Raw genomic sequence first — 16,481 nt, 5'->3', positions numbered from 1 at the left:
CATGCGCCCTTCCGGCCCTCATATCACCCAACTTTCCGAAGATGCACGCCTACCGCACGCACACCTGCGGCGAGCTCCGCGCCGCCGACCAAGGCAAGACCGTCCGCCTCTCCGGCTGGCTCCACCGTAAGCGAGACCACGGCGGTCTGATCTTCATCGATCTGCGCGACCACTACGGGGTGACGCAGCTCGTTGTCGGGCCCAACACGCCGGGATTCGCCCTTGTCGAACACCTGCGCGCCGAAAGTGTCCTGCGCGTTGATGGCGAGGTCGTGGCCCGCTCGGCCGAGACGGTCAACGTCAACCTGCCGACCGGCGAGGTCGAGGTGCGGGTGGCCGAGGTCGTCGTGCTGTCGGAAAGCGCCGAACTGCCGCTGCCGGTCTTCGGCGAGCCTGAATATCCGGAAGAGATCCGGCTGAAGAACCGCTTCCTGGATCTGCGCCGCGAGACCCTGCACCGCAACATCGTGCTTCGCTCGAAGGTCATCCAGTCGATCCGTAACCGGATGATCTCCCAGGGGTTCCTGGAGTATCAGACGCCGATCCTGACGGCCTCGTCGCCGGAAGGGGCGCGCGACTTCCTGGTGCCCTCGCGGCTCCATCCCTCGAAGTTCTACGCCCTCCCGCAGGCCCCCCAGCAGTTCAAGCAGCTGCTGATGGTCGCCGGCTTCGACCGCTACTTCCAGATCGCGCCCTGTTTCCGCGACGAGGACCTGCGTGCTGACCGCAGCCTCGAATTCTATCAGCTCGACGTCGAGATGAGCTTCGTCACCCAGGAAGACGTCTTCGCGGCCATCGAGCCGGTGATGCATGGCGTCTTCGAGGAGTTCGGGGCCGGCAAGGCGGTGACGCCTTATCCGTTCCCGCGCATTCCGTACCGCGAGGCGATCTCCAAGTACGGCACCGACAAGCCGGACATGCGCAATCCGATCCAGATGCAGGACGTCTCCGAGCGCTTCCGTGGCGGCGGCTTCGGCCTCTTCGCGCGCATCCTGGAAGACGCCAAGAACGCCGTGTGGGGCATCCCCGCGCCGAAGGGCGGCTCCCGCGCCTTCTGCGACCGGATGAACAGCTGGGCGCAGGGCGAGGGGCAACCCGGCCTCGGCTACATCTTCTGGAGCGAGGACCAGGGCGCCTGGGGCGGCCCGATCGCCAAGAACCTCGGCCCTGAGGCGACCGACGCGGTCATGGGCCAGCTTGGCCTCGGCAAGGGCGACGCCGCCTTCTTCGTCGCGGGCGACCCTAAGGTCTTCTACAAGTTCGCCGGCTCGGCTCGGACCAAGGTCGGCCAGGACCTGAACCTGATCGACGAGGGCCGCTTCGAGTTCGTCTGGATCGTCGACTTCCCGATGTTCGAATGGAACGAGGACGAGAAGCGCGTCGACTTCTCGCACAACCCGTTCTCCATGCCGCAGGGCGAGCTCGAGGCTCTGGAGACCAAGGATCCGCTCGACATCCTGGCTTATCAGTACGACATCGTCTGCAACGGCTATGAGCTGTGCTCCGGCGCGATCCGGAACCACCTGCCCGAGATCATGATCAAGGCCTTCGCCACCGCCGGCTATGGCCCCGAGGTGGTCGAGGAGCAGTTCGGCGGCATGCTCAACGCCTTCCGCCACGGCGCGCCGCCGCACGGCGGTCTGGCGCCCGGCATCGACCGCATCGTCATGCTGCTGGCCGGTCAGACCGCGATCCGCGAGGTCATCGCCTTCCCGCTGAACCAGCAAGGCCAGGACCTGCTGATGAACGCGCCGTCGGACGTCGAGGAACGGCAGCTCAAGGAGCTGCACATCCGCCTCGCGCCCCCGATCAAGGCCTAGGCAGCCTCAGCGCTCCGCGTCCGCATATCGCGGCGGAGGCGGCGCGCGGGGCGGTGGCGGCGGCCTGGGCGTGCGGACGATCAGGCGCATCGCGCCACCGCAGGCCTTCACCGTCAGGCCGGCGGGCGTGCGCGTGCGGCCATCACCGCAGGCCTCGTCGAGCTGTTCCTGCGTCAGGCCTTTGGTCTTCGAGAAATCGACGCCGCCGATCTGGCTGCGGCTGAGGCTGGCGTCGCGGAAATCCGCTCCGGCGAAGTCGGCGCCTGTCAGGGTCGCGCCGGCCAGCTGCGCGTCACGGAATGAGGCGCGGGCGAAGCGCCCGCCCGCCAGGTGCGCGCCGACCAGACTGGCGTCGTTGAACACCGCGCCGGCCGCCTCAACGCGGGTCAACCGCGCGCCCTGAAGCTGCGCGCCGCGCAGGTTGGCGCCCGACAGGTTGGCCCGGCTGAATTCCGCACCCTGGAGGGCCGCGTCGCTGAGGTTTGCGCGGGTAAGGTCCGCCTCGACGAACATCCCGCCTTGGATCGCCACGTCGCGCAACACGGCCTGGGGCATCACCGCGCGATGAAAACTCGCGCCGCTGGCCTGCGCGTCGGACAGGTCGGCGCGGGTCAGGTCAGCGCCGCTGAAGATCGAGGCCTGGACCCGCGCACCCCTCAGGTTCGCGCCCACCAGCACCGCGCCGCTGAAATTCGCGCCGACGATCCGCGCCCCTTCCAGATTGCGGCCGGAAAGTTCGCACCGCACGCAGGAGCCGCCGAAGGAGTTGACCCGCGCCACCTCCCGATCGCCGAGGAAGGCCGCGTGCGCGGCCATCGGCGCGGCCACGAAAGCGGTCACGGCGGCCGCGAGGCGGAGGGGGAGGCGGGACATCATCGCCTTGTCCTTTCGCCTCTGCAGCGCGCGAGCGCCACTTAATTCGCGGTAATTCTTGAGGGATTCAGCCAGCCTGATCCTGGCCGGTTTTGTCCTGGTCGGCCGGTCCGGCCCGCACGCCGCAGGTTTGGCAGATCAGCGCCGAACCCTTGCGCACAACCGCGATATCGCCGCAGGAGGCGCAGACGTCCGCCGCCTCGTTCGCCGCCGGCCCGCCTGACCGGCCGGCGCTCGGCAGGAACACCAGGTTGTCCGGCGCCGCCCCGCGGGAGAAGCCGCGGGAGATGAACCGCGAGGCCGGCTGCGGCTCGTCCATCCCCGCATCGGCCTTGCCATGGCCCAGGCCGTCGGCGTTCAGCGCGCCGGGATCGTCGCTGGCGAGGTCGTCGCGGCCCAGGTACGAGACCCCCAATTCTCGGAAGATGTAGTCGAGGATCGAGGTCGCCGATTTCACCGTGTCGTTGCCGGTCACCGGCCCGGCCGGTTCGAAACGTGTGAAGACGAAGGCGTCGACGAACTCATCCAGCGGCACGCCGTATTGCAGGCCGATCGAGATCGCGATCGCGAAATTGTTCATCAGCGAGCGGAAGGCGGCGCCTTCCTTGTGCATGTCGATGAAGATCTCGCCGAGCTCGCCGTCGTCGTACTCGCCGGTGTGCAGATAGACCTTATGGCCGCCCACCGACGCCTTCTGGATATAGCCCTTGCGGCGGTCCGGCAGCTTGCGGCGCGTGCGCTCGCGTTCGATCACCCGCTCGACGATGCGCTCCTCGGGCGGCGGCGCCTCGCGGGCGGGCCGCGGTTCGGCGAGACTGGGGATTTCCAGCGCTAGGTCGGCGGGCGGCGCCGCCCGCCGCGGGCGGACGGGGAGGGGACTGTCGAGCGCCGCCCGCACGTCCTCAAGGCTCGCATCCCAGGCGAGCGTCGGCGCGTGCAGTGGGGCGCCGGCCAGGGCGGGCCGCAGCGCCGTCAGCATCGCCGCGACTGGCGCCTCGCCCATCTCGTCGGCGGTGCGGAAGACCCGGCGCTGCTCGGCAGTGAGGAAGGCCACGTCGGCTAGGCTATCGCGGCCAAGGGCGTGCGCTTGCGCTTGGGCGACTTCGGCCCGCGTGAAGCCGGCCAGGGCGAGGACGTCCAGGCGGGGATCGGTGAGTTGCGCGGCGGTGGCGCCCAGCACGTCGCGCACGAATCCCTCGCCGAGCACGGCCGGCGAAAAGGCGTCGGAGAGCTGCGAGACCAACGGCAGCACCGCCTCGACGGCGGCGATCTCGTGGTCGGTGAAGCCGCGCGCCATCAGCGCCCGGTGATCGACGCCGGGACCGGCTGACAGCTCGCCGGCGCCCAGCAATGCAGATCGAGCCTCCCCGAGGTCGACGCCGAGCCCGGACAGCCCGCGAAGGGCCCCATCAGTTAGCACCCGCACGATCTCGCCGTCAGCGGTCTGCGCCGCGCCTACCGGCCCAACCCACGCACCACCGGCGAGGCTTCCCCCGCCCAGGCGCAGCGACAGTTCGGGATCGGCGAAGACCGCAAGGCCGCCGGTCAGCTTCACGCCGGCCGTATCCAGCGCCCGCGCCGCGTCCAGGTAGAGCTCACGCGCCGTCTCGCGGCCGGCGTCGCTGTCGTAGTCGAGTCCATGAGCGGCGAGCCAGTCGCCCAGTCCGGCAAGGCCAAGCGCGACCGCGCCATCAGCTGCCGCCGCCAACGCCCGGCCGGCCAACACGACCCCGGCCTCGAAAGCCGGGATGTCGAAGCCTTCGTCCGACCAGAACGCCATCAGGTCGACGCCGCCGCGCAGCGCGCCGGTTTGGGCGGCGATCTCCCTGGCGGTCGTCAGGTCCGCGGCCACTGCCACCGCTCCCGTCGCCCAGGCGGCCCGGGCGGTCGCTGCGTCGGCCGTTCCGGCGAAAACCAGGCGTAGTCCGCCCTCGGCGCGCGGTTCGGCCGCGCAAGGCCAGTCGGTCTCGCCGGTGCGAGCCAGGGCGACCGCGTCCAGGATGGAAAGGTCATCGACCCCGGCCTGCCGGGCCGCCTCGGCGGCGCGCGCCAGGCTGGCGTTGCGGTGCGGATCGGCACAGGCCTCGGCGTCGCCGGCGCAGCGCAGGACCGCATCCATCACCGCCTGCAACCGCTCAGCCCATATACGAGCCGCGACCTCGGCCGCCGTGCGGCCCCGGTGCTCGGCCACCAGCGCGACGAGGGCGTCGGCGGCCTCGGGCGATCCAGCCTCCAGCACCCGCGGCGTCGTCGCCGACGCGCCGGCGATGGCGACCGCCCCGCGGCCAAGCGCGTCCGCCAGGTCCCGCTCGAACGCGGCGCGGGCCTTGGCGTCGGGGACGATCCCGCGCGCTTGCGCCTCCGCCGCCAGCGCTTGGGCGTAGGTTTCGATGGCGTCCGCCATGTCGGTCTCTCCATCCGCGCGGTCGGTGATCGCAGCCCAGTCGATCCAGGCGTCCAGCCGCGCGTCGCTCCAGCCGGCCGGGGCGTAACCCTCCACGAGGCCGCGGCCCCGCTCCAGGGTCCGCCCCTCGAATCCCGCTCGCTGCCCGCGCGCGCCCATGCCACGCCTCCCGCTCCGGAAAGACTAGGGCCGCAACCGCCCGCCTTCCAGCACATCTTGTGTCTGAGGCGCTGTTAATCCCCAACATCTTGCTGAGAATGGCCGGCACTCGCGCCGCTGGACGCTCCGGGGGGCGCCGCCTATAGTCCGGCCGCGTTCAGTCTCAGGATTCAGGTCGAGCCGTCCCTTGTCCAACCTTCTCAAGACCATCTTCACCTGGTGGAACGGCGCGACGCCGGGCATCCACTTCACCATCGCCAAGCGCGGCGTGCTGGTCGGGAAGGACGAGCTGGGCAACCGCTACTACGAGGCCCGCGACGCCAGGGACAGCTACGGCAAACACAAGCGCCGCTGGGTGATTTTCAACGGTTACGCCGAGGCCTCGAAGGTCTCGCCCGACTGGCACGGCTGGCTGCACTACACTTTCGATGAGCCGCCGACCGTCGCACCGCTGCCGCGCCGCGCTTGGGAAAAGGACCACCGTCCGAACCTCTCCGGCACCATCCACGCCTATCGCCCCAAAGGCTCGCTGGCCCGCGGCGGAGAGCGTCAGAAGGCCACAGGCGACTACGAGGCTTGGAGCCCTGAATAATCGCGGCGTGAGACCGGCTGATCCCCTTCGCTGGCGCATCCGCGCCGCCGTCCTGAGCGGCCTGCTGGCCGCGGCGGGCGCGAGCCTGGTCTCCGCCCAGCCTGTCCCTGAGCCGGCGCCGCAACCGGTGCCCGAAGAAGCGCCGCCCGCCGTGGTGCGTCCGCCGACGCCCGTGGTCGCACCGCCGCTCTCGGCCCAGGAGGTCGCCCCAGCGGCGCCCCCGGCCGCCCGCGTCGGCTCGACGCCGGTTGAGCCGCCCGTCCGCCGCGCCCGCTACGACGTCGCCGTTCTGCAGGCTCTCGACAAGGTGACGGCCGAGACCCTGCGCTTCGAGGCGCCGGTCGGCCGGCCCGTCCGCTACAAGAACCTCGTATTCACCGTCCGCGCCTGCGAGCGCTCGGCGCCGAACGAGCCGATCGAGGATTCAGTCGCCTATCTCACGGTCTATTCCCAACCGCGCGCCGAACGTGGCCGACCGGCGCCGCCGGCGCGCCAGGCATTCCGCGGTTGGATGTACGCCTCCTCGCCCGGCCTGCACCCGCTGGAGCACCCCGGCTACGACGCCTGGCTGATCACCTGCAGGGCCGTCCGCCCGGCGACCGCGACGGCGCCGGTGGCCCCCGCGACCCGTCCGGTAGCCGCCGCCGCGCCGGCCGCCGGTTCCGCTCCGACTGCCGCTGCGCCGGCGCCTGCCGCCGCGGCGGGCCCCGCCGCGCCCCCCCCGGCGCGCCCAGCCACTACGCCGGCTCCCAAGGCCCCGACGCCGCCGCCCACGGTCCCTGCGCCTGCGCCGACCCCCGTGGCGCCGCCGGCCCCGCCGCCGGCGGCCGCGGCCGACGAGCCGATCGCGTAGAAATCGGCGCCGCGCACCAACGCCTCTCGCAGCCGCCGCCGATACTCTCGGCGTGAGATCTCCTCCGCGCCGAACTGGGCGAGGTGATCGGTCATGAACTGGGCGTCCAGCAACCGGTACCCACCGGCGATCAGCCGCGCGACCAGGTGGACCAGCGCAACCTTCGAGGCGTCCCGAGCCCGCGAGAACATGCTCTCGCCGAAGAAGGCGCCCTGCAGCGAGACCCCGTAGAGTCCGCCGACCAAGGTCCCTTCCCGCCAGCACTCGACGCTATGGGCGAATCCGGCCTCGTGCAGCTCGCTGTAGAGGCGCTCGATCGGCGCGTTGATCCAGGTGTCGCGGCGGTCGGCCGCGCTCTGCGCGCACAGGGCGACCACCTCGGAAAAGACTGTGTCGACCCGCACCTCGAAGACGTCCGACCGCACGGTGCGGGCCAGCCGGCTGGACACATGGAAACGGTCAAGAGGGATGACGCCCCGCCAATCCGGATCGACCAGGAACAAGCCGGGGTCGTCGCGCGCGTCCGACATCGGAAACACGCCCCGGGCGTAGCATTCCAGAAGTTCGCGCGGTCCGAAGCCCTCGCTCATCGGGCGCCAATGCGCCAGGCGGTCAGCCCGCCTGGGCCTTCATCCAGTTTTCGAGCCAGTGGATGTTGTAGTCGCCCTTGGCGATATCCGGGTTGCCGAGCAACTCCTGGAAGAGCGGAATGTTGGTGTCGATCCCGGCCACCACCACCTCATTGAGGCAGCGCGACAGGCGGGCGATGCACTCCTGCCGGTCGCGGCCATGGACAATGAGCTTGCCGATCAGGCTGTCGTAGTAAGGCGGGATCGAATAACCGGCGTAGAGTGCGCTATCCATCCGCACGCCGAGACCGCCCGGCGCATGGAAGTCGGTGACCAGACCCGGCGAGGGCGCGAAGGTCTTCGGATTCTCGGCGTTGATCCGGCACTCGATGGCGTGGCCTTCGAAGACGACGTCTTCCTGGGTGAAGGACAGCTTCTCGCCGGCGGCGATGCGGATCTGCTCGCGCACCAGGTCGATGCCGGTGATCGCCTCAGTGACCGGATGCTCGACCTGCAGGCGGGTGTTCATCTCGATGAAGAAGAACTCGCCGTCCTCGTACAGGAACTCGATGGTGCCGACGCCGAGATAGCCGATGGCGCGCACGGCATCGACCACGACCTTGCCGATCTTGGCGCGGGCCGCGGCGTCGATAACCGGGGAGGGGGCTTCCTCCAGAACCTTCTGGTGGCGACGCTGCAGCGAGCAGTCGCGCTCGCCCAGGTGCACGACGTTGCCGTGGCTGTCGGCCACCACCTGAAGTTCAATATGGCGCGGCTTCTGAAGGTAGCGCTCCATGTAGACCGCATCGTCGCCGAAGGCGGCCTTGGCCTCGGAGCGGGCGGTGCCGACCGCCTCGGCCAGGTCGGCCTCGGTCTTGGCGACCTTCATGCCGCGCCCGCCACCGCCGGCGGCCGCCTTGATCAGGACCGGGAAGCCGATTTCCTTGGCCGCCGCGAAGGCTTCTTCTTCCGTGGCGACGCCGCCGTCGGAACCGGGGACAACCGGGATGCCCGCGTCCTTCACCGTCTGCTTGGCGGTGATCTTGTCGCCCATGATCCGGATGTGCTCGGGCTTCGGACCGATGAAGGTGAAGCCGTGCGCGCCGACGATCTCGGCGAACCGCGCATTCTCCGACAGGAAGCCGTAGCCCGGATGGATAGCCTGGGCGCCGGTGATCTCCGCCGCGGCGATGATCGACGGGATGTTCAGGTAGCTCTTGGCCGCCGGGGCCGGACCGATACAGACGCTCTCGTCCGCGAGCCGAACCCACATGGCGCCGGAATCGGCTTCGGAGTGGACCGCCACCGTGGCGATGCCCATCTCCTTGCACGCCCGGTGAACCCGAAGCGCGATTTCGCCGCGATTGGCGATCAGGATCTTGTCGAACATCGGCCTACTCGATGACCGCGAGCGGCTCGCCGAACTCCACCGGCTGACCGTCGGCCACCAGGATTTCCACGACCTTGCCGCCCTTCGGCGCCGGGATCGGGTTCATCGTCTTCATCGCTTCGACGATCAGCAGCGTCTGGCCGGCCGTGACCGTGTCGCCAACCTTCACAAAAGGCGCGGCCTCGGGGCTCGGCTGCAGATAGACGGTGCCGACCATCGGCGACTTCACCGCATCGCCGCGCACGGCGGCCGGGACGGCCTCCGGGGCGGCGGCGGCCGGGGCGCTGGCGGCGGGCGCGGGCGCGGCGGCGACGGGCGCCGGCGCATACTGAACGGCCGCGGCGGCCACGGTCTTGGCCACGCGGATTTTCAGTTCGCCGTGCTCGACCTCGATCTCGCTGAGGCCGGTCTCCGTCAGGATGTCGGCCAGTTTGCGCACCAGGCGCGCGTCGAACGGATCGGCGGGAGCCTTGGGACTGCTAGCCATCGAGATGTCCTTGTCGCTGAAGGGCGGGCGAGGCGACGCGCGCGGTGCGGACCTGGGTCTCCCGGCCACCGGGCCGGGGGAGGTTGGAATTTGGGCCGCTCAGCACATAGATCGGTCGCGACATCGGTCTCCGCCGTCGATTCCGGCGTCTTGTAACGGTCGGAACAGCGCGTCACAAGCAATCCCGCTTCAAGGAGCCGCTCGCATGAACCTGATCCTGAACGGTGAGGCCCGCGCCTATTCGGGCGTGACCGACGTCGCGGGGCTGGTCGCCCAGCTCGGCCTCGACGCCCGCAAGGTGGCGGTCGAGCGCAATCTGGAGATCGTTCCGCGCTCGGCCTATACCGCCACCCCGCTCGCCGACGGCGACCGGATCGAGATCGTGCACTTCATCGGAGGCGGCTGACATGGACGGAACGGTCCACACGCAAGAGGCGGACACCTGGACGGTCGCCGGGCGTACCTTCACCTCCCGCCTGATCGTCGGCACCGGCAAGTACAAGGATTACGCCCAGAACGCCGCCGCCGCCGAGGCGGCGGGGGCGGAGATTGTCACCGTCGCCCTGCGTCGGGTGAACCTGTCCGACCCCAGCCAGCCCATGCTGGTCGACCATGTGAAGCCGGACCGCTTCACCTTCCTGCCGAACACTGCCGGCTGCTTCACCGGGGAGGACGCCGTTCGCACCCTGCGCCTGGCCCGCGAGGCCGGCGGCTGGGATCTCGTGAAGCTCGAGGTGTTGTCGAACACCAAGCACCTCCTGCCCGACATGGAAGAGACTCTGCGGGCGCTGAAGATGCTGGTCGCCGACGGCTTCGAGGTGATGGTCTACTGCTCGGACGACCCGGTCTACGCCCAGAAGCTGGAAGACGCCGGCGCGGCGGCGATCATGCCGGCGGCCGCTCCCATCGGCTCCGGGCGCGGGGTGCAGAACCTGTTGAACCTCGGTCTGATTATCGAGCAGGCGACGGTGCCGGTGCTGGTCGACGCCGGAGTCGGCACGGCCTCGGACGCGGTCATCGCCATGGAACTCGGCTGTGAAGCCGTGCTGATGAACACGGCGATCGCCGAGGCGCGGGACCCCATCCTGATGGCCAGCGCGATGCGGCACGCGGTCATCGCCGGCCGCGAGGCCTATCTGGCCGGACGCATGGCCCGGCGCAGCTACGCTGACCCCTCGTCGCCGCTCTCGGGGCTGATCTAGCCTAGCTGATCCGCTTCAGGCCGCCGCCGGCCTTCGCCTGGACAATGGCGGCGCGCAGGGCGCCTTCGTCGGCGCCGGGGATCAGGGTGTCGCCGACCACGAAAGCTGGCGTGCCCTGTATGCCGAGGGCGCGCGCCAGGGCCTGGGTGTCGGCCAGGTGGCGGGAGATTGCGCCGCTCTGCGCCGCCACCCGGGCCGCGCCCGGATCGACTCCGGCGGCCTGCAGATGGCGGTCAAGCGCGGCGTCGGTCAGGGATTTCTCGTTCATCCAGCGGCTGTAGACGTCCAGCCCTTTGGCCTTGACGACGGGGGTCAGCGCCAGCCGGGCGGCGGTGTCTGACACCTCGCCGAAGATTGGCAGCTCCTTGAAGACGAACCGCACGTCCGGGTTCTCGCGGATCAGCTGGTTCACCTTGGGCGCGATCACTTTGCAGTAGCCGCAGCGGTAGTCGTAGAACTCCACGACCGTGATCTGGCCAGTCGGGTTGACCACCAGGTCGCGCGGGTCGCGCTCCAGCTGGGCGCGGTGGCGATCGATCGCGGCGGATGACGCTTTGATCGCCTCCAGTTGCTTCTTCTCGGCCAGCTTCATGCTGACCTCCTCAAGCACCTCCGGATGCGCGAGTAGATAGGTGCGGACCTTCTCGCCGAAAGCCGCGTCGGGCTGGGCCTTGTCGCAGGCGGAAAGGGCGAGCACGGCGGCGAGCGCGGCGGTGGCGAAGGCGTTCATGGTCGGGAGATAGGGCCTGGCCGCCGATCTGGCTAGCGGCTCAGGCTAGCGCATCTGCCCGCGGCCGATGGACCCTTCGCGCGCCAGGTCCTTCAGATCGTTGCGGTCCGGGTTCGAGGCGAGGACGATGTCCGTGGCGCGCCGCCACTGCGGGGTGCTCTTGTCCAGCATTTCGCGGGCCCGCATGGCGAACACCCGGGCCTGGCGCATGTCGCCGACGTTGAAGTTGTATTCGGCGGTGGCGAGCCGCGCGAGGCCGTCCTGGCCCTGCTTGTCATAGGCGCCGGCCAGCATCCGCCAGGCGACCGCGTTGTCTTCTTCCTGCGTCAGCGCCTTGCGCAGTTCGCCGATGCCCTCTGCGACCTTGGCCTTGTCGTCCAAAGCGATCAGTGTCTGGCCGAGATTGACCCGCAGCAACGGCGCGTCCGGCTTCAGCTCCACGGACTTGCGCTGCGGCGCCTCGGCCTCGGCGGTGCGGCCGAACTCGAACAGCACCTGACCTTTCAGTTCCCACAGATATGGGTTCTGCGGCTGCTCCTGCAGCAGGGCGTCGATCAGGCGCAGGGCTCGATCGGGCTCCTTCATCTGGTAATAGGCGATCGCCCGGGCATAGCGGGCCGGGTAGCCGGCGTCCTTCTCGCCGTACTTCACGATGGCGACCTGGGGATTGATGAAGCCGTCGAGCTTGGCTTTCATCACCGCGTGGTCGGCGATCGCCTCGGCGCTGTCAGTCTTGTCGTAGTTCGACATGCCCTCGACCCGCCGACGCAGGCCATCGATCCGGTCGGACGACAGGGGGTGGCTGCGGAAGTAGCCGAACCGGCGGCTCTCGTCGAAGACCTCCTGGTAGCGGAAGTTGTCGAAGAAATCGGCCAGGCCCTTGCCCGAGATGCCGGCCTTTTCAAGGATGGTGGCGCCCGCCTGGTCCGCGCGGCTTTCCTGCTCGCGGCTGTAGCCGAGGGCGCCGAGGGTGCCGAAGTAGCCCGCCGAACCGGCCAGGGCCGCCGCGCCTTCGGGCGAGCCGGCGAGGGCGGCGAGCACCCCCAGGCCCATGGTCAGCAGGAAAGGCCGCATGCCAGCCCGGTTCATGTCGCCCGAACGCGCGCTGTGGCCGGCCGCGAGGTGGGCGACCTCGTGGCCGATGACACCCTGCAGTTCGTTGGGCGTCTTCGATTCCAGGATCAGGCCGGTGTAGACGCCCATGGTGCGGGGCGCGGCGAAGGCGTTCAGCTCCTTCGAGCCGATCAGCAGGATGTCGATGTCGCGAACGTCCAACCCGGCCGCCGCAAAGATCGGCGTCGAGGTCTTGCGCAGGATCTCCTCGATCTCGGTGTCCCGGATCAGCGAGGTCCCGTCCTGCGCCAGGGCCGGAGCCGGTCGGAACGCGACGGTCGCCGCGAGCGCCACGGCCGTGGCGACCCGAAGGGCGGAGCCGAAGGCGGACCGGGAAAACGAGAGCATGCGCACTATCCTGTTACGCCCCCACCGTTCCCCGGTCCAAGCCTAGCGCCTCATCCGCGGCGCCACCAGCCTTTGCGCGGCGCGGCCGGCGGAGCCGAGATCTCGTTCGGATCCGGCGTCTTCGGGGCGGGCGGCGGTTCGGCGACCACCGGCTCGGCCGGCTGGTCCGGCGGAGAAGCTGGGGCCAAGGCGGGTGTGTCGATCAGCTGGGCCGCGGTATCGGCGACGATCTCCGGAGCCGGTTCGGCCGCCTTGGACGCCGGCTTGCGGCGGCTGCGGGTGGCCCGCACGGGCTTGGCCTCGGCGGCGGCGGGTTCGGCGTCGACCGGAGCCTCGATCACCGGGGCCTCGGCGGCCGGCGCTTCGACCGCCGGGGTTTCGACGACGACGGCTTCCATCGCCGCGTCGGCCTTGCGGCTACGGCTGCGGCGGGCGCGCTTCGGCTTCTCCTCGACCGCCGGCAGCTCGACCCAGATATCGACGTCCTCGCCGGTAGGAGCGGGCTTAGCGACCCGGGCCTCGCGATGCGGATCGCGTTCGGCAGGCGTCGTCTTGGCGTCCTGCGGTCGGGCGTCCTGTTGGCGGGCGTCCGGCTCGCGGGCCTCCTGGGCCGGGACCTTCATGTCCTCGGCCGGATCGTGCCAGACGAACGGGTCTTCGCCATAGGGAACCCAGGGCCGGGTCCAGGCGAAGGCGTCCTGCGGGCGGGAGTCGTCGCGCATCCGCCGGCCGCCGCGGCGGCCGCGACGGCGGCGGCGACCGCTGTCATCGCCATCCTCGCGCGGCGCGCGCGGCTGTTCGTCACGCGGCGCGCCGGCCTCGGCGGCCTCGCGCGGCTCGTCGTCGCGCCGGCCGCCACGGCGGCGACGGCGACGGCCACGGCGGCCGCCTTCGCCATCTTCGCGGTCGCCGTCGCGCTCGCGGTCGCGTTCACGCTCACGACGCGGCGCGGCCGCTTCGACCTCGCCGTCCTCGTCCTCGTCGGCGGCCCCGAGGTCGTCGTCGTCCTCTTCCTCGTCCTCGAACGCCTCGTCGTCGAAGTCATCGTCCTCCGCCGACGGCTCGTAGGCCGGGGCGGCCGTCGCGGCGAGCAGCGGCTCGCGGCGGGTCTCGGCGGCGGTGCGCTCGATCGAATGCTCCGCGTGGGCAAGCTCGTCGTCGATCAGGATCGAGACGAACAGGCCGAACGCCTGGTGCAGGCGCGCCAGGTGCGCCCGCTTTTCGTTCAGAATGTAGAGGCCGACGTCTCGCGGCACGCTCAGGCAGGCTTCGCCGCCGCCCTTCAGCGCCTCGAGTTCCAGGTCCCGCAGCGCCGCCAGCGCGCTCGATTCCACCGACCGAACCCGACCGGTGCCGGCGCAATGCTCGCAGACGTGGGTCGTACCCTCCAGCACGCCGGTGCGGCGGCGCTGGCGGCTGATCTCCATCAGGCCGAACGGACTGATCTTGCCCATCTGCACGCGGGCGCGGTCGTCCTTCAGACAGTCCTTCAGCTTCTTCTCGACCGCCCGGTTGTTCTTCGCCTCATCCATGTCGATGAAGTCGATGACGATCAGGCCGGCGAGGTCGCGCAGGCGCAGCTGGCGGGCGGCCTCCTCGGCCGCCTCCATGTTGGTCTTCAGCGCCGTGGCCTCGATGTTCCGCTCGCGCGTCGAGCGGCCGGAGTTCACGTCAATGGCGACCAGGGCTTCGGTCTGGTTGATCACCAGGTAGCCGCCGGAGCGCAGCGGCACCGTCGGCTGGTAGATCTGGCTGAGGTGATCCTCGATACGGTGCTTGACGAACAGCGGCGTCGGCTCGCGGTACAGCTGCACCTTCTTGGCCTGGCTCGGCATCAGCATGCGCATGAAGTCGCGCGCTTCGCGGAAGCTGGCCTCGCCCTCGACGAACACGCCGTCGATATCCTTGTCGTAGAGGTCGCGGATCGCCCGCTTCACGAGGTCCTCTTCCTCGTAGATCAGCGCTGGTGCGATCGAATGCAGCGTCTTCTCGCGGATGTTCTCCCAGAGGCGGAGCAGGTAGTCGTAGTCGCGCTTCAGCTCGGCCTTGGTGCGCTTGGCACCGGCGGTGCGGACGATCAGGCCCATGCCCTGCGGCACGTCCAGGCTCTGGACGACGCTCTTCAGGCGCTTGCGGTCGGTCAGGGTGGTGATCTTGCGGCTGATGCCGCCGCCGCGGGCGGTGTTCGGCATCAGGACGCCGTAGCGGCCGGCCAGGGAGAGATAGGTGGTCAGGGCCGCGCCCTTGTTGCCGCGCTCTTCCTTGACGACCTGGACCAGCATGATCTGCCGGCGGCGGATCACTTCCTGAATCTTGTACTTGCGCATCAGCCGCCGCTTGCGGCGGGCGAGTTCTTCCTCGACGACGTCGTCCTCGTCGTCGCTTTCGGAGGCGGTGACCGCCTCGTCCTCGTCCTCGTCGCCGTTCTCGCTGTCGTCGCGCCGGCCGCGCGGCTCGGGATGATCGTCCTCGTCGTCTGCCTCTTCGCGCAGCAGAGCTTCGCGGTCGGCGACCGGGATCTGGTAATAGTCCGGGTGGATTTCGTTGAAGGCCAGGAAGCCGTGGCGGTTGCCGCCGTACTCGATGAAAGCCGCCTGCAGGGACGGCTCAACGCGCGTCACCTTGGCAAGGTAGATGTTTCCTCGGAGTTGTTTGCGGTTCTGACTTTCGAAATCGAATTCTTCAACGCGGGTCCCGTCGACGACGACCACGCGGGTTTCTTCCGCGTGGGCTGCGTCGATTAGCATGTTCTTGGGCATTAAGTGAATCTCCGCGGCGCGCAGTGCGCAGCCGGCAAATGGGACGGGCGCGCGCGCCGCCCGCGAAGACGCCGGATGCGGCGTCTCGGGAGGCCTTGGGGCCGATATCGGCGTGAGCTGCGCAGCCCATCAGGTGTGTTCCCAGGCGCGTCCTCGAAAAGGGCGCGGATCGGATGATGTGTCGTCACCGAGGGTCGGTCGAAGCCGACGTCGGTTCGGGGGGCGCGCTCCGGGTCCCGGCGGTGAGGCCGAGCTTCATCGGGCGCGGCCGGACTTTGCAACAGCGGGCGGCAAAAGGAAAGCCGAACCGCCAAAAGCTGAAGATCGTCCGGGTGGCGAAAGGTCTGGTTAACCCTTTGTCCACCCCCGCCGCGGCTATATGGCGCTTCAATCTCAGGTCGCAATTCCTTAAGGCTTGGAGCCAGGCAAAATGCTGGCGCGTGTGAAGCAAGGTCTGTCGGGTCGCAGGGGTTGGGCCGTGCTCGGTTCAGCCGCCGTCCTGCTGTGCGCCGCCGGCGCCGCCGTCAGCCATGCGGCCGCCGCCTCCGCCGACCTGCTCAAGGTGCGTCTCGGCGGCGACTCCGCCCAGACCCGCATCGTCATCGACCTCGACCGTTCGGCCAGCGTGAAGCTGGTCTCCGACGGCGCCGCCGATCGCCGCGTCACTGTGGTGCTGCCGGGGGTCACCGCCGCTTCGGGCCTGCAAGGCAAGGGGCAGGGGCTGGTCTCCGCCTGGGCGGTGGACCAGACGGCTGGCGGGGCGCGCCTGCAGATGGACCTAGCCGCCGACGCCAAGGTGAAGCGCCGCTTCCTGCTGCCGCCGGCCGACGGCATCTCTCACTACCGCTACGTCGTCGATGTCGCCCGGCTGGAGCCTGCGGAGGCCCGCCTGATCAAGGCCGAAGCCGTCGCGCCGAAGCTGCGCCTGAAGCCCCTGGCGGCGCGCGCCGCCCTGCCGACCAGGAAGGTGGTGGTGATCGATGCGGGCCACGGCGGGCACGATCCGGGCGCCCGCGGCGCTCAGGGCTACGAGAAGGACCTCAATCTCGCCGCCGCCCGCGCCCTTAAGGCGCGGCTGGAGAAGGGCGGCCGCTACAAGGTCATCATGACCCGCGACGCCGACGCCTATGTCGGCCTCGCCAGCCGCGTGCGCACGGCCCAGCGCGCCGGCGCGGACCTGTT

Annotated in this window: 13 protein-coding genes and 1 pseudogene; 6 read left to right on the top strand and 8 right to left on the bottom strand. The window is 69.9% G+C overall.

Annotated elements, in window-relative coordinates; all coding sequences use genetic code 11:
* Positions 1 to 41 precede the first annotated feature (41 nt).
* A complete protein-coding gene (gene aspS, locus ACILRF_RS08495; RefSeq protein WP_395671853.1) occupies positions 42 to 1,820 on the top strand; it encodes an aspartate--tRNA ligase in 1,779 nt (592 codons plus the stop codon).
* 6 nt (positions 1,821 to 1,826) lie between these two features.
* Here aspS and ACILRF_RS08490 read toward each other — a convergent pair whose 3' ends face one another.
* Complete coding sequence (locus ACILRF_RS08490; RefSeq protein WP_395671852.1) at positions 1,827 to 2,693, bottom strand: pentapeptide repeat-containing protein; 867 nt, start codon at positions 2,691 to 2,693, stop codon at positions 1,827 to 1,829.
* A gap of 67 nt (positions 2,694 to 2,760) precedes the next feature.
* Complete coding sequence (locus ACILRF_RS08485) at positions 2,761 to 5,256, bottom strand: ribonucleotide reductase (protein ID WP_395671851.1); 2,496 nt, start codon at positions 5,254 to 5,256, stop codon at positions 2,761 to 2,763.
* Positions 5,257 to 5,443: 187 nt separating this feature from the next.
* Here ACILRF_RS08485 and ACILRF_RS08480 point away from each other — a divergent pair, with 187 nt between their 5' ends.
* Both ACILRF_RS08480 and ACILRF_RS08475 read left to right on the top strand, forming a co-directional pair.
* Positions 5,444 to 5,848 (top strand): NADH:ubiquinone oxidoreductase subunit NDUFA12, encoded by a 405-nt coding sequence (locus tag ACILRF_RS08480; protein WP_395671850.1) that lies wholly within the window; start codon positions 5,444 to 5,446, stop codon positions 5,846 to 5,848.
* Between the two features lie 7 nt (positions 5,849 to 5,855).
* A complete protein-coding gene (locus ACILRF_RS08475; RefSeq protein ID WP_395671849.1) occupies positions 5,856 to 6,701 on the top strand; it encodes a DUF2155 domain-containing protein in 846 nt (281 codons plus the stop codon).
* Here ACILRF_RS08475 and aat read toward each other — a convergent pair.
* From aat to accB, 3 genes and pseudogenes are all read right to left on the bottom strand, one after another.
* Positions 6,641 to 7,291, bottom strand: a pseudogene (aat, locus tag ACILRF_RS08470) (leucyl/phenylalanyl-tRNA--protein transferase); the annotation flags it as partial. The gene ACILRF_RS08475 and the pseudogene aat sit on opposite strands and share 61 nt — an antisense overlap.
* A 22-nt stretch (positions 7,292 to 7,313) precedes the next feature.
* Positions 7,314 to 8,660 carry an acetyl-CoA carboxylase biotin carboxylase subunit gene (accC, locus tag ACILRF_RS08465; protein WP_395671848.1) on the bottom strand — a complete coding sequence of 449 codons (1,347 nt, stop codon included), beginning with the start codon at positions 8,658 to 8,660 and terminating at the stop codon, positions 7,314 to 7,316.
* 4 nt (positions 8,661 to 8,664) lie between these two features.
* Positions 8,665 to 9,147 carry an acetyl-CoA carboxylase biotin carboxyl carrier protein gene (gene accB / locus ACILRF_RS08460; protein WP_395671847.1) on the bottom strand — a complete coding sequence of 161 codons (483 nt, stop codon included), beginning with the start codon at positions 9,145 to 9,147 and terminating at the stop codon, positions 8,665 to 8,667.
* 205 nt (positions 9,148 to 9,352) lie between these two features.
* On the opposite strand from accB, the gene thiS reads away from it, so the two are divergent.
* Together thiS and ACILRF_RS08450 are read left to right on the top strand one after the other, a co-directional pair.
* A complete protein-coding gene (thiS, locus tag ACILRF_RS08455; RefSeq protein WP_395671846.1) occupies positions 9,353 to 9,553 on the top strand; it encodes a sulfur carrier protein ThiS in 201 nt (66 codons plus the stop codon).
* Between the two features lies 1 nt (position 9,554).
* Entirely contained in the window at positions 9,555 to 10,349 is a 795-nt protein-coding gene (locus ACILRF_RS08450) for a thiazole synthase (protein ID WP_395671845.1), read from the top strand.
* Between the two features lies 1 nt (position 10,350).
* Here ACILRF_RS08450 and ACILRF_RS08445 read toward each other — a convergent pair whose 3' ends face one another.
* Genes ACILRF_RS08445 through ACILRF_RS08435 form a run of 3 tightly spaced genes read right to left on the bottom strand, consistent with a single transcriptional unit; the run spans position 10,351 to position 15,299 of the window.
* Positions 10,351 to 11,079 carry a DsbA family protein gene (locus ACILRF_RS08445; protein ID WP_395671844.1) on the bottom strand — a complete coding sequence of 243 codons (729 nt, stop codon included), beginning with the start codon at positions 11,077 to 11,079 and terminating at the stop codon, positions 10,351 to 10,353.
* Between the two features lie 45 nt (positions 11,080 to 11,124).
* Positions 11,125 to 12,540, bottom strand: coding sequence for a M48 family metalloprotease (locus tag ACILRF_RS08440; protein WP_395671843.1), 1,416 nt, complete (start codon positions 12,538 to 12,540; stop codon positions 11,125 to 11,127).
* 50 nt (positions 12,541 to 12,590) lie between these two features.
* A complete protein-coding gene (locus tag ACILRF_RS08435; protein ID WP_395671842.1) occupies positions 12,591 to 15,299 on the bottom strand; it encodes a ribonuclease E/G in 2,709 nt (902 codons plus the stop codon).
* A gap of 478 nt (positions 15,300 to 15,777) precedes the next feature.
* Between ACILRF_RS08435 and ACILRF_RS08430 the strand changes: the two genes are divergently transcribed.
* Positions 15,778 to 16,481, top strand: a 704-nt coding sequence (locus ACILRF_RS08430; protein WP_395671841.1) for an N-acetylmuramoyl-L-alanine amidase, incomplete at its 3' end; no start/stop codon positions are given.

The sequence above is a fragment of the Phenylobacterium sp. genome (assembly GCF_044236515.1).
Classification (GTDB): Bacteria; Pseudomonadota; Alphaproteobacteria; order Caulobacterales; family Caulobacteraceae; genus Phenylobacterium.
This window is presented reverse-complemented; position numbering and strand designations above follow the sequence as displayed.

Coding starts and splice junctions, on each gene's coding strand:
- aspS (WP_395671853.1), top strand. CDS start 42: ATGCACGCCTACCGCACGCACACCTGCGGCGAGCTCCGCGCCGCCGAC.
- ACILRF_RS08490 (WP_395671852.1), bottom strand. CDS start 2,693: ATGTCCCGCCTCCCCCTCCGCCTCGCGGCCGCCGTGACCGCTTTCGTG.
- ACILRF_RS08485 (WP_395671851.1), bottom strand. CDS start 5,256: ATGGGCGCGCGCGGGCAGCGAGCGGGATTCGAGGGGCGGACCCTGGAG.
- accC (WP_395671848.1), bottom strand. CDS start 8,660: ATGTTCGACAAGATCCTGATCGCCAATCGCGGCGAAATCGCGCTTCGG.
- accB (WP_395671847.1), bottom strand. CDS start 9,147: ATGGCTAGCAGTCCCAAGGCTCCCGCCGATCCGTTCGACGCGCGCCTG.
- thiS (WP_395671846.1), top strand. CDS start 9,353: ATGAACCTGATCCTGAACGGTGAGGCCCGCGCCTATTCGGGCGTGACC.
- ACILRF_RS08450 (WP_395671845.1), top strand. CDS start 9,555: ATGGACGGAACGGTCCACACGCAAGAGGCGGACACCTGGACGGTCGCC.
- ACILRF_RS08445 (WP_395671844.1), bottom strand. CDS start 11,079: ATGAACGCCTTCGCCACCGCCGCGCTCGCCGCCGTGCTCGCCCTTTCC.
- ACILRF_RS08440 (WP_395671843.1), bottom strand. CDS start 12,540: ATGCTCTCGTTTTCCCGGTCCGCCTTCGGCTCCGCCCTTCGGGTCGCC.
- ACILRF_RS08435 (WP_395671842.1), bottom strand. CDS start 15,299: ATGCCCAAGAACATGCTAATCGACGCAGCCCACGCGGAAGAAACCCGC.